Below are 12,071 nucleotides of genomic sequence, written 5' to 3' on the forward strand. Positions count from 1 at the left end.
TTTGTTGAGGAACCCTCAAGGGGGCGTCCGAAGTGTGCCTGGAGCTGAACGCCGGCCACAGCGGGCCCGAGATCGCCCGCCAGGTGCTGAGCCAGACCAACCTGGGCGCCCCCCAGGCGGATCACTTCGTCGTCGACGCTCCAAGAATTCGCAGAGAGAACGACAAGGCCGGTGCCGGAACGTCTTTCTCATGAACGCAGCCAAGACAATCGCTTTCGCACTGTTCGCCGGAGCCGTCGCGTTGGGGCTGGCCGCCCCGGCCAATGCCGCCTCGGAGGCCGTGTACGGCGACCCCGTCGCCGCCGGCCGGTACTGGCACCAGCAGCAATACGACGACTGCGTGCTCATGTCCAGCGCCGACGTCATCGGTCAGATAACCGGTGAGGCGCCCTCGGAGGCGGCCATCATCGAGCAGGCCCACTCGACTCCGAGCGTGGCCCACGGGGGCCCTATCTACACCAAGCCGGCCAACCCGGACGACCCGAATTCGGGCGCCGGCGCCAGCCTCGAGGACGTCCCGGCGCTGCTCGCGCGCTACCGGGTGACGGCCGTGGTCATCGACCGGGACGACCGCGCCGTGAACGGAATCCGCCCGGGCATCGCGGGGCTCAAGCAGGCGCTGGGCGGCGGTCACAAGGTGATCGTCAGCCTCAACGCGGAACTCATCTGGCACGAGCCCATCGACGCGAAGGACAAGAGCGGCAACCCCGAATCCGACCACGCGGTGGTGGTGACCGGTGTCGACGCGACCCGCGACATCGTTCACCTCAACGACAGCGGCATCGCCGAGGGCCGCGACGAGCAGGTTCCCATGGAGCTTTTCGCTCGCGCGTGGGAGACGAGCGACGAGTTGATGGTCGTTACGCTCTAGGCAGACGCAACGCCGCGGAAGACGGGAGGGTGTGACGCGCGATGGTGGACAAACGCCTCGAGTTCGGTCTACTCGGCCCGCTGGAGATGAGCGTCGAGGGCACCCTGGTGCCCCTGGGCACGCCCAAACAGCGGGCGGTGCTGGCCATGCTGCTGATGAACCGCAACAGCCCGGTCGGCGTCGACCGGCTCATCACGGCCCTGTGGGAAGAGTCGCCTCCGTCGGGGGCCAGGGCCAGCATTCACTCCTACGTGTCCAACCTGCGGAAGCTGCTCAGCGGCGTCGGGATCGACCCGCGGGTGGCGCTGGCCGCGGCGCCCCCGGGCTACCGCCTCAGCATCGCCGACAACGCCTGCGACATCGGGCGGTTCATCGCCGAGAAGACCGCGGGCGTGCACGCGGCCGCCGCCGCCCGGTTCGAACAGGCCAGCAAGCACCTGTCGGCGGCCCTGGCGGAGTGGCGCGGGCCGGTGCTCGAGGACCTGCGCGACTTTCAGTTCGTCGAGACCTACGCCACCTCCCTCGTCGAGGAGAAGATTCTGGTCCACACGGCCAAGGCGGAGGCCGAAATCGCTTGCGGGCGCGCCTTTGCCGTCATCACCGAGCTCGAGGCCCTGATCGCCGAGCACCCCTACCGCGAGCCGCTGTGGGCGCAGTTGATCACCGCCTACTACCTCACCGAGCGCCAATCGGACGCGCTGGCGGCCTATCGCCGCGTCAAGCAGACACTCGCCGACGAGCTGGGCATCGACCCGGGGCCCAATCTGCGGGCGCTCAACGACCGGATCCTGCGGCAGGAGCCGTTGGACGTCAAGAAGATCGCGGTGACCACCGCCGCCGTCACGCAGACGGTCATGGAGCAGCACACCAGGGTTTCCGAGCGCAACGCCGTCGCGTATCTGCGCGAAAGCACGGGGCGCAGCTATCCGCTGCAGGAGGCAGCGACCCGCATCGGGCGTCTCAGCGACAACGACATCGTCCTGGACACCCCCAAGGTGAGCCGCCACCACGCCGTCATCGTCGACACGGGCACCAGTTGGGTCATCAACGACCTGCGGTCCTCCAACGGCGTGCAGGTGCAACAGGAGCGCATCCGCTCGGCCACCCCGCTGCACGACGGCGACCACATCCGCATCGGTGAGCACGAGTTCACGTTCGAGGTCACCCAGGGGTAACGCGGGCATCAAGAATTCGTTGAGAATCCTCCAAGGGTTCGGCCCGAAGCTGAACGCATCCAGGGCCGAACCCACAGCAAAGGATCACGACAATGTTCTCTCCCCGCATCACCGCCGTCGTCACCACGGCCATCGGCGCCGCCGCCGCAGGGCTGGCGATCGCCACGGCCGGGGCGGCCGGTGCCAGCACCGCCGACGACACCTTCATCACCGAGATGAGGGGCCTCGGCGTCACCTTCACCACGCCGCAGGAGGCCATCCAGGAAGGCCACCAGGTGTGCAAGGAGCTGGCGGCCGGCAAGACCGGGACGGACGTCGCCACGGAGGTGCTGAGCCAGACGAACCTGACCACCAAGCAGGCCGCCTACTTCGTCGTCGACGCGGCCCAGGTCTACTGCCCGCAGCTGTCCGCCCAGCTGACGTAGCCGACCCTGCCCCGCCCGAATGAGGGATCCTGATCACCGGGGTCCCTCATTCTTCATTTCGCACGAAAAATATTGCCGCACAGTAAATTTCAAGAATCTATTGAGATAACGAGTAGGCCGACATTGGAACCTTTTCTCAACCAAACCGCAACACAGCGGAACGAGGAAAAGGAACAAGCAGTGAAGACCAGTCAGATCATCAACTTCGCCAAGGCCGCGACCCTCGCGGTGACCGCCGTCGCCGTCGCGCTGGGGGTGGCCGCACCGGCCGGCGCCGCATCGGGCGCCACCTACGGCGACCCCGACGCCGCCGCCAAGTGGTGGCGCTACCAGAAATACGACGATTGCTTGCTGATGGCCGCCGCGGATGTGGTCGGTCAGGTGACCGGCAAGGAGCCCTCGGAGGAGGCCATCATCAAGAAGGCGCAGTCCACCCCCAGCACGATCCACCCCGGGTCGATCTACATCAAGCCGTCCGACACCAAACACCCGAATTCGGGCCAGGGCACCATGTTCGCCGATCTCCCGACGCTGCTGGCCGAGTACAAGGTCAGCGCCGCTGTCGCCGACCGGCAGCACGCGGCGGCGGCCGGGATCCCCGCCGGCATCTCGGGGATCGAGCAGGAACTGGGCACCGGGCACAAGGTCATCGTCAGCGTCAACGGCGAAATGATCTGGAACGTCCCCGTCGAGACGAAGGACGAATACGGCAACCCGCAGGGTGACCACGCCGTGGTGGTGACCGGGGTCGACACCGGCTACGGCATCGTCCATCTCAACGACAGCGGTGATCCGAAGGGCCGCGACGAGCAGATCCCGATGGCGCTCTTCCTCAAGGCCTGGGACACCAGCGACCAGTTGATCGTCGTCACCACCTGACGCACTGCGACGGGCAGACCCGATTTGAACGGATTGATAGGGTCGGCGGGTCGCGGTTGTTGGGAGGAACGATGAGCGGGGCGCCGGGCTCGCGGGTGGGGTCGATGTTCGGCCCCTACGAGCTCAAGCGGGCCCTTGGCCACGGCGGGATGGGCGAGGTCTACGAGGCCGAGCACACCGTCAAGGGGTGGACCGTGGCGCTCAAGCTGATGTCGGAATCGGTCAGCAGCGACCCGGTGTTCCGCGAGCGGATGCGACGCGAGGCCCGCATCACCGGCCGTTTGCAGGAACCCCACGTGGTGCCCATCCACGACTACGGCGAGATCGACGGCCAAATGTATTTGGAGATGCGCCTCATCGAGGGCACCGATCTCGGCACTTTGCTCAAACAGTTCGGATCGCTGTCCCCGCCGCGCGCGGTGGCCATCATCACCCAGATCGCCTCCGCCCTGGACGCCGCCCACGCCGCCGAGGTGACCCACCGCGACGTCAAACCGCCCAACATCCTGGTCACCCGCGACGACTTCGCCTACCTGGTCGACTTCGGCATCGCCAGCGCGAAGACCGACGAGAAGCTGACGCAGCTCGGGACCGCGGTGGGCACCTGGAAATACATGGCGCCCGAACGGTTTTCCAACGACGAGGTGGACTACCGCGCCGACATCTACTCGCTGGCGTGTGTGTTGTTCGAATGCCTGACCGGGTCGCCGCCCTACGAATCCGACAGCGCCGGGGTGCTGGTCAGCGCCCACCTGATGGAGCCCATCCCGCATCCCAGCGCCAAGCGTTCGAGCATCCCGCGGGCCTTCGACGGGGTGATCGCCCGGGGCATGGCCAAGAAGCCCGAGGACCGCTACCGCAGCGCCGGCGACCTGGCCCGCGCCGCCCACGACGCGCTCACCAACCCCGATCAGACCCAGGCGGTCAACATCCTGCGCCACGGCGAGGAATCCACCCTGCCGGGCCTGAAGGCGGGCCCGGGCGTCGTTCCGCCCGCGCGGCCCGCACCGGCCCGGAACCCGGCGCCGGACAGCGGACCCATTCCCCGCGCGGCCCCTCCCGCGCCCAATCTCGCGCCCGGCCAACCCCAGTGGGCCGGTCCGCCACCACAGTTCGCCGGGCCGCCCCCCTACGGCCATGGGCGTCCGCCGCCGCCACCGCGCGGGCGCAACCCCTGGGTCATCGTCGCCGGCGCGGCCGCCGCCGTCGTCGTCCTCGTCGCCGCGGCGATCGGCATCTCGATGGCGGTCGGGCACGACGACAGCGACACGCCCAACGCGGCCACCACGACCACGACGACCACCACCACGACGAGGACGACCACCCGCACGACGACGGCGCCGACGTCCACCCCGCCGCCCGGGGCCGCGACCAAGCTGCTGGGCCTGCTGCCCGCGGGCTACCCGCCCGGCACCTGCAAGCTGGAGGGCCAGCCGATGCCGGGCGCGAGCGTCTCGGTCATGTGCGGACAGAACACCGAACCCAACGGCCCCAACGTCGGGGAATACGGGCTGTTCACCGATCTCAAAGGGCTGCAGGACGCGTTCAACGGCTATATGGAGGCCGACACGACCGTCAAGTGCCCCGGGGACAAGGCCTCACCGGGCACCTGGTGGCACAACAAGGACCCGAATACCATCCTCGGTCAGATCGGGTGCGGAAAATACAAAGGCGATGAGCCGCAGGTGATGTGGACCAACCAGCAGACCATGGTGCTCGCGGTCGTCGGCGGGGATGTGCAGGGACCGAACCTCGACCAGCTGTACAAGTGGTGGGCCGCCCACTCCTAGTGAAACTCGACTGGGATCACAACGCGTATTACCAGCGGGTGCTGCTGAACCAGCTGCCGCGGCCGTGCGAGCGGGTGCTCGACGTCGGTTGTGGGACGGGCGCATTCGCGGCGCGGCTGGCCGGAATCGCCCGGCACGTCGACGCGGTCGACAGGTCGGCGCCGATGATCGAGGCGGCCCGGCGACGCGCACCGGCCAACGTCACCCCCATCCTCGCCGACGTGCTGGAACTGCCGTTGCCGGCGGATCACTACGACGCGATCGTGTCGATCACGGCGTTGCATCACCTGCCGCTCGACGAGGCCCTGCGGCACCTGGCGCCGGCGCTGCGGCCGGGCGGCGTGCTGGCCGCGATCGTCCTGCCGCGGGTCGACCTGCCCCGCGAGGCGCCCATCGAAGTACTTGCGGCGGTGGGCAATCGGGCGTTGGGCGCGCTCTTCGCCGCGCTGCGGGCGACGGGTTCCGGCGGCTGGTACGGGCTGGACCCGGTCGATGAGGCGATGCCGAAGGTCGTCGACGCGCCGCTGACGACCCGGCAGGCCCGTGCGGTCGCGGCCGCCGCCCTGCCGCGCCCCCGCGTGCGCCGGCTGCTGTTTTGGCGTTATCTCCTGCTGTGGCGTCGCCCGCGGTAACAATGATTGCTGAGCCGGGGGCTCGCGGTCGGCCGCTCGGGCCGGACGGTGTTGATATGGTCGGCGGGTCCGGGGTTGGTTTGGAGGGTCAGGGATGAGCGACGCGCAGGCCTCACGGGTGGGCTCGATGTTTGGGCCCTATCACCTGAAACGGCTGCTGGGCCGCGGTGGGATGGGCGAGGTCTACGAGGCCGAGCACACCGTCAAGGAGTGGACGGTCGCCGTCAAGCTGATGTCCGACACGTTCAGCAAGGACCCGGTTTTCCGCGAGCGGATGAAGCGCGAAGCCCGCATCGCCGGCCGTTTGCAGGAGCCGCACGTGGTGCCCATCCACGACTACGGCGAGATCGACGGCCAGATGTTCATGGAGATGCGCCTGATCGAGGGCGTCGACCTGGACACCCTGCTCAAGCGGTTCGGCCCGCTGACCCCGCCGCGGGCGGTGGCCATCATCACCCAGATCGCCTCGGCCCTGGACGCCGCGCACGCCGCCGGGGTGATGCACCGCGACGTCAAGCCGCCCAACATCCTGGTCACCCGCGACGACTTCGCCTACCTGGTCGACTTCGGCATCGCCAGCGCGACCACCGATGAAAAGCTGACCCAGCTGGGCACCGCGGTGGGCACCTGGAAATACATGGCGCCGGAACGGTTTTCCAACGACGAGGTCACCTACCGCGCCGACATCTACGCGCTGGCCTGTGTGCTGCACGAGGCCCTGACCGGATCGCCGCCCTATCGCGCCGACAGCGCCAGCACCCTGGTGACCGCCCACCTGCTGGACCCCATCCCGAAGCCGAGCGACGTCCGCTCCGGCGTGCCCAAGGCGTTCGACGTGGTGATCGCGCGCGGCATGGCGAAGAAACCCGAGGACCGCTACGCCAGCGCGGGCGATCTGGCCCTGGCCGCGCACGAGGCCCTCAGCGACCCCGACCAGGACCACGCCAACAACATCGTGCGCCGCAGCCAGGAAGCCACCCTGCCCGCGACCGCCCAGGCCAGCACCGCGGACGTGCCCGGCCCCACCCTGGCGGCCCCGCCCGTGACCCCGCCCCAACCACAGGTCACCACCCCGCCGCCGGCGCCCGTGCCGGGTTATCCCGCGTCCGGTCCCATTCCGCAGGCCGGCCAAACGCCCCGGCCCTGGGCGCCCGACAGTGGGCCGATTCCCGCCGCGAGCCAACCCGGCGCGCCGTACTACCAGGGCGGCAGCGGCAGCTGGGGCGCCCCGCCGCCCGCACAATTCACCGGCCCGGCGCAAGCGGGGTGGAACCAGCCGCCGCCCAAGCCCAAGCGCAGCCCGTGGCCCATCGTCGCCGCCGTCGCTGTCGTGATCGTCCTCGCCGTCGGCGCGGTCGGGGCGTGGCTGATCCTGAAGCCCAAGCCGGCGGCGCCGCCGCCGGAGCCCGTGTCACCGGACCGGCTCAGCGCCCTGCTGCTGGACCCGTCGGACATCAACAACGTCATGGGCTCCTCCGAAATGACGCCGGGCAAGCCAATCACGTCGATGGATACGTCCTCGGTGACGCTGTCGTTGCCGAACTGCCAGGGTGCGCTCTACACCAGCCAGGACCCTGTGTACACGGGCACCGGCTACAGCGGAATTAGCGGGCTGGTGTCCTCGGAACCGGGCGACAACAACGACCACTGGGTCAACCAGGCCGTCGTCGCGTTTCCGTCCGCCGACAAGGCCAAGGCGTTCGTGCAGACGTCGGCGGACAAGTGGAAGGGCTGCGCGGGCAAGACGGTGACGGTGACCAACAAGAGCAAGCAGTACAGGTGGACGTTCGCCCAACTCAACGGCGGCCCGCCGAAGATCACCATGATGGAGACGCAGGAAGGCGCCGACGGCTGGGCGTGCCAGCGGGCGATGGGCGTGGCGAACAACGTCATCGTCGACGTCAACGCGTGCGGTTACCACATCACCGATCAGGGTGGGCAGATCATCGACAAGATCGTCGCCAAGGTCGGCAACGAATAGCCAAGGCGCACTGCGGCTTTACGGCTGGAGGTCGGGCCCCTCGGCGCGCAGGTCGTCGACCGCCGACATGGCGTCGCGCAGCTTGGCCAGCCATTCCTCGGTGTGCTCGCCGACCAGCTTGACCGTCCACGCGAGCGCGTCGGCGCGGGACCGCGCGACGCCGGCGTCGACCAGCGTGTCGAGCACCTGGCGCTCGGGTTGCTTCAAGCGGGTCATCACCGGTACGGCGATGTGGGTGAACAGGATTCGCTCGCCCTTCACTTCGACGCCCCAGGAAACCTTGCGCCCGTAGCGATCCTGCGCCTCGTCGGCGATGCGCATTCGCTCGGAACGGGTTTCCTCGCGGAACCGTGACACGCGGCCTTCCGCGCGCTCCTCGCTCTCTTCCGTGCCGTCAGCCAGCTTGCCGATGACGGTGATCTCTTCGCGGTCGACGATGACCGTCGGGTCGCCGTCGAACCAGGCTTCCGGTAGGCGTCCGGCGAACCATTCCGCCGCGCCGCTCGCGTCGGGCTGCTGGGCCTGCTGCCAGCCGCCGGGGCGGCCGTAGCGCCGCCCGTGGGTGTGGTGGGTTTTCATGATTACATGATTACACCGTTACATCTGTAATGGAATGACGTTTCACCGGGAGCGAACTCGCGGGGGCGCGTCGAGTCCTGCTGGTGCGGAAAAACCGTTGATATGGGCTGTTCGGAGTTGTATTTTTGGTAGCGAAGCAGGCCCGGAAGCGACCGATTCGAAGCGCTGGGAAACGGGGTAGGAAACCAGCCGCGTACGACCTAAGCGTCAAACGCCCCCTAGAGTCGCCCGGGCCTGCCTATGCGTTGCCGCGGCGGATCCGGAACAGCTTGACCTCGTTCTTGATGCCCTTGAGGCGGCGGGCACCGGCGAACGAGCCTTGCAAATTCCCGTCGTAGCCGGCGGCGCTGAGCGCCTCCCAGACCGAATCGGCCGCCAGCACGGTGCCCGGGCGCGCCACGGAGGTTACCCGGCTCGCCACGTTGACGGGGCTGCCGAACCAGTCGCCGGCCCGGCTGACCGCCATGCCGGAGGCGACGCCCGCCCGCAACCGGGGGAAGTCGTTGTCGGTGTCGACGGCATCGACGAGCTTCAGCACGACGTCGAGCATGGGCGCCGGCTCGGGGCAGACGAACATCGCCGCGTCGCCGATGGTCTTGATGAACCGCACCGGCGGGACGGTCACGTCCCGGGCGAGGTGGGCCAGCCGGTTGGCCAGGTGCCCCAGCTCCTCGGCCGATACCACTTCGCCCAACCGCGTGAAGCCGACCAGGTCCGCGAACGCGACAGTGATCTGCCGCGCGCCGGGAAGCGGCTGGCCCGCGGCCCGCTCGGCGGCGTTGACGGCCTCGGTCTCCATCATGTGGCGCAGCTGCATGAACAGCATGTGCTGGATCATCGGGCCGAGCACCGGCGTGAGCTGGGACACCAGCGCCTTCGACCCCTTGGCGATGTCCAGCTCGGTGGCCCCCGGGCGCATGATCGACGAAAGCGCGGTGTACCGCATGACCTCGGCCGCGCGGGACAGGCCCTCGGCCAGCACCCGGACCACCAGCACCAGCTGCTCCGGGTCCAGGCCCAGCTCCACGAACCGCTGGATGAAGGCGGCGGCTTCGCCGTCGGCTCGCATGTGCACGACCGCGTCGGGGTCGTCCACCCGGACCAGGCCGATGGCGCGCTGCACCTGCTGCAGCAGCGCCAGGTCGACGCCGTAGGTCTCGCTGATCTCGCGGGTGGAGACGTAGGTGCCGTCGTCGCCGACGAGGTGGCGGGTGGCCAGCAGCAGCGGCGGGTTGGTGCTGCGGATCTCGTCGCGGGTGATGCCCTGATCCAGCAACCACTTCACCAGTTCGGCCCGCTCGGCGCGCGCGTCGCCCTCGAGCCCCTCCAGCAGATCGTCGATGTTCATGACACCGGGCTCATGACACCGGCGGTCGCCGGTGGGCCCACGGCCGGGCCGCCTCGATCTGCGCCGACAGCGACAGCAGGGTCGCCTCGTCGTACGGCCGGCCGACCAGCTGCACGGCGATCGGCAGGCCGTGGCCGTCGAGGTCCCACGGCACGGACGCTGCGGGCTGCCCGGTCAGGTTCCAGATCGGGAAATAGGGGACTTGCTGCGCCACCAGCAGCAGCGTCGAGACGCCGCCGCGGCGGCGGTAGGCGCCGATCCGGGACGGGCCGGTGGCGTTGCCCGGCGTGACGACGACGTCGACGTCGTCGAAGATCGCCTGGATCCGGGCGGCCACCGCCGGCTCCGCCGCACGGATCGCGTCCATCCTGCGGTCCGAGAAGAGCGCGCCGGCGCGCGCCAGGTTGCGGGTGCGCGCTTCGAGGCGTTCGGGGTGGGCCTGCGCGTCCGCGTCGTCGCTGATGCCGCGCAGGAAGCGGGGCAGGTAATTCGTCAGTACCGCCGCCGGCGGGTACTCGGGGTCGCGGGTGATGACCTCGTGCCCCAGGTCGCGCAGCAACGCGCCGGCCTCGTGCACGGCCGCCAGCTGCGCGTTACCGACCCGGACGGGAACCGGCATTGGGCCCTTGGTGCTCAAGGCAATTCGCAGCCGGCCGGGGTAACGGGAAGCGGCGGCGACGAACTCGCCCTCAGGACCGGGCACGGTCGAGGTCGCGTCCAGGAACGTCGCGGCGTCGCGCACCGACCGGGCGATCGGGCCGTTGACGCTCAGCCCGTGCCACGCGTTGTCGTGCGGCTCCAGCGACACCCGATCGCGTTGCGGTTTCACGCCGAACAACCCGCACCACGACGACGGGATGCGGATCGAGCCGCCGCCGTCGGATCCCAGCGCCAGCGGCGCCAGCCCGGCGGCCACCGCGGCCGCGCTGCCGCCGCTGCTGCCGCCCGGGGTGCGCCTGAGGTCCCACGGGTTGCGGGTGGCGCCGAAGGTCAGCGACTCGGTGAAGGGAAAGATCATCAGCTCGGGCACATTGGTTTTGCCGATGACGACCGCCCCCGCGGCACGCAGCCGCCGAACCACCTCCGCGTCGGACGTCACCGCGGGACGGTGCCCGCCGCTGCCGCACGCCGTCACCTCGCCGGCGACGTCGACGTCGTCCTTGATCGCGATCGGCACGCCGAGCAGCGGCAGCCGCTCCCCCGCGTCGAGGCGGTCCTGCGCCGCGGCGGCCTCGTAGCGCGCGGTGTCGGAGAGGACGACGCGATAGCAGCGCAGCTCGCTGTCCAGCCGCGCGATCCGTTCCAGATAGATTTCGAGGAGCTCCGGCGCGGTCAGTTCACCGTCGGCCAACATCCGGGCCTGTTCGGCCGCGCCGGCGAAGGCGACGTCGCGAGCGTCCACCGCCGCAGCGTATCCGGCGATCAGTACCGTGGGCGACATGCCCTGCGTGTTCTGTGCGATCGTCGCCGGCGAGGCCCCGGCCCACCGGATCTACGAAGACGACGGGTACCTGGCGATCCTCGACATCCGCCCGTTCACCCGCGGCCACACGCTGGTGATCCCCAAACAACACACCGTCGACCTCACCGACACCCCGCCGCAGACGCTGGCCGCCATGGCCACCATCGGCCAGCGGATCGCGCGCGCCGCCCGCACGACGGAGTTGGCCGACGCGACGAATATCGCGATCAACGACGGCCGCCCCGCGTTCCAGACGGTGATGCACATCCACCTGCACGTGCTGCCGCGGCGCGAGGGCGACAAGCTGTCTTTCGCCAAGGGCATGCTGCTGCGCCGGGACCCGGACCGGGAGTCCACCGCGCAGATCCTGCGGGAGGCCGTGTCGCGGCTCAACGGGAGTCAGCCAGACTGAAACCATGAGCAATCTGACTCCGCTAGAACAATTCGTGCTCGTACCGTTCCTGCGCCTGCACGACACGATCTACCGCAAGACCGACGGCCGCGTCGGTCACCAGATACCGGGGATGCCGCCCAGCCTGCTGCTCCACACGATCGGCGCCAAGACCGGCCAGCAGCGCACCACCACGCTGACCTACGCCAAGGACGGCGACTCGTACGTCATCGTCGCGTCCAAGGGAGGCGACGACCACAACCCCGGGTGGTACCACAACCTGCGGAAGCGGCCCGACTGCGAGATCAACGTCGGCGCCAAGCGCATCCCGGTGACCGCCAGGAAAGTGGGCCCCGACGACGCCGACTACCCGCGGCTGTGGGAACTGGTCAACAAGATCAACGCCAACCGCTACAGCGGCTACCAGAGCCGGACTTCGCGGCCCATCCCCGTCTTTTTATTGACTCCTCGTTGAATATTGCCAGGTAGGCCCGGATAGCCGCGCAGCGGTCTATTCTCCTGACACGCGCGGTGAAGT

The 12,071-nt window shown here is 69.1% G+C and carries 13 protein-coding genes; 10 read left to right on the forward strand and 3 right to left on the reverse strand.

The window, feature by feature from the left end; genetic code table 11:
* Window positions 1-32 precede the first annotated feature (32 nt).
* The 8 genes from AC5Y2S_RS14940 (at window position 33) to AC5Y2S_RS14975 (ending at window position 7,753) form a co-directional block, all read left to right on the forward strand.
* Window positions 33-194, forward strand: a complete 162-nt coding sequence (locus AC5Y2S_RS14940) for a hypothetical protein (protein ID WP_499956868.1) — start codon at window positions 33-35, stop codon at window positions 192-194.
* The gene (locus AC5Y2S_RS14945; RefSeq protein ID WP_499956869.1) at window positions 191-871 is read left to right on the forward strand and encodes a C39 family peptidase; all 681 of its coding nucleotides are present in this window, start codon (window positions 191-193) and stop codon (window positions 869-871) included. The genes AC5Y2S_RS14940 and AC5Y2S_RS14945 overlap by 4 nt, the downstream gene beginning before the upstream one ends.
* Window positions 872-912: 41 nt before the next feature.
* Window positions 913-2,046: a BTAD domain-containing putative transcriptional regulator gene (locus AC5Y2S_RS14950; protein ID WP_499956870.1), complete on the forward strand. Its 1,134-nt coding sequence runs from the start codon at window positions 913-915 to the stop codon at window positions 2,044-2,046.
* Window positions 2,047-2,138: 92 nt separating this feature from the next.
* The gene (locus tag AC5Y2S_RS14955) at window positions 2,139-2,471 is read left to right on the forward strand and encodes a DUF732 domain-containing protein (RefSeq protein WP_499956872.1); all 333 of its coding nucleotides are present in this window, start codon (window positions 2,139-2,141) and stop codon (window positions 2,469-2,471) included.
* 180 nt (window positions 2,472-2,651) lie between these two features.
* Entirely contained in the window at window positions 2,652-3,350 is a 699-nt protein-coding gene (locus tag AC5Y2S_RS14960) for a C39 family peptidase (RefSeq protein ID WP_499956873.1), read from the forward strand.
* Window positions 3,351-3,421: 71 nt separating this feature from the next.
* Window positions 3,422-5,140: a serine/threonine-protein kinase gene (locus tag AC5Y2S_RS14965; protein ID WP_499956874.1), complete on the forward strand. Its 1,719-nt coding sequence runs from the start codon at window positions 3,422-3,424 to the stop codon at window positions 5,138-5,140.
* Window positions 5,140-5,772 (forward strand): class I SAM-dependent methyltransferase, encoded by a 633-nt coding sequence (locus AC5Y2S_RS14970; RefSeq protein WP_499956875.1) that lies wholly within the window; start codon window positions 5,140-5,142, stop codon window positions 5,770-5,772. The genes AC5Y2S_RS14965 and AC5Y2S_RS14970 overlap by 1 nt, the downstream gene beginning before the upstream one ends.
* Window positions 5,773-5,866: 94 nt before the next feature.
* Window positions 5,867-7,753 carry a serine/threonine-protein kinase PknH/PknJ gene (locus AC5Y2S_RS14975; protein ID WP_499956877.1) on the forward strand — a complete coding sequence of 629 codons (1,887 nt, stop codon included), beginning with the start codon at window positions 5,867-5,869 and terminating at the stop codon, window positions 7,751-7,753.
* Window positions 7,754-7,771: 18 nt separating this feature from the next.
* Here AC5Y2S_RS14975 and abmR read toward each other — a convergent pair whose 3' ends face one another.
* The 3 genes from abmR to AC5Y2S_RS14990 form a co-directional block, all read right to left on the reverse strand.
* The gene (abmR, locus tag AC5Y2S_RS14980) at window positions 7,772-8,332 is read right to left on the reverse strand and encodes an ATP-binding transcription factor AbmR (RefSeq protein ID WP_499956878.1); all 561 of its coding nucleotides are present in this window, start codon (window positions 8,330-8,332) and stop codon (window positions 7,772-7,774) included.
* 238 nt (window positions 8,333-8,570) lie between these two features.
* Window positions 8,571-9,680 (reverse strand): adenylate cyclase regulatory domain-containing protein, encoded by a 1,110-nt coding sequence (locus AC5Y2S_RS14985; RefSeq protein WP_499956879.1) that lies wholly within the window; start codon window positions 9,678-9,680, stop codon window positions 8,571-8,573.
* Between the two features lie 10 nt (window positions 9,681-9,690).
* Window positions 9,691-11,082: an amidase gene (locus AC5Y2S_RS14990; protein ID WP_499956880.1), complete on the reverse strand. Its 1,392-nt coding sequence runs from the start codon at window positions 11,080-11,082 to the stop codon at window positions 9,691-9,693.
* A gap of 37 nt (window positions 11,083-11,119) precedes the next feature.
* Between AC5Y2S_RS14990 and AC5Y2S_RS14995 the strand changes: the two genes are divergently transcribed.
* Together AC5Y2S_RS14995 and AC5Y2S_RS15000 are read left to right on the forward strand one after the other, a co-directional pair.
* A complete protein-coding gene (locus AC5Y2S_RS14995; protein WP_499956881.1) occupies window positions 11,120-11,554 on the forward strand; it encodes an HIT family protein in 435 nt (144 codons plus the stop codon).
* 4 nt (window positions 11,555-11,558) lie between these two features.
* Entirely contained in the window at window positions 11,559-12,008 is a 450-nt protein-coding gene (locus tag AC5Y2S_RS15000) for a nitroreductase family deazaflavin-dependent oxidoreductase (protein WP_499956882.1), read from the forward strand.
* The last annotated feature ends 63 nt before the right edge of the window (window positions 12,009-12,071 follow it).

The organism is Mycobacterium sp. NGS69, from assembly GCF_059812165.1.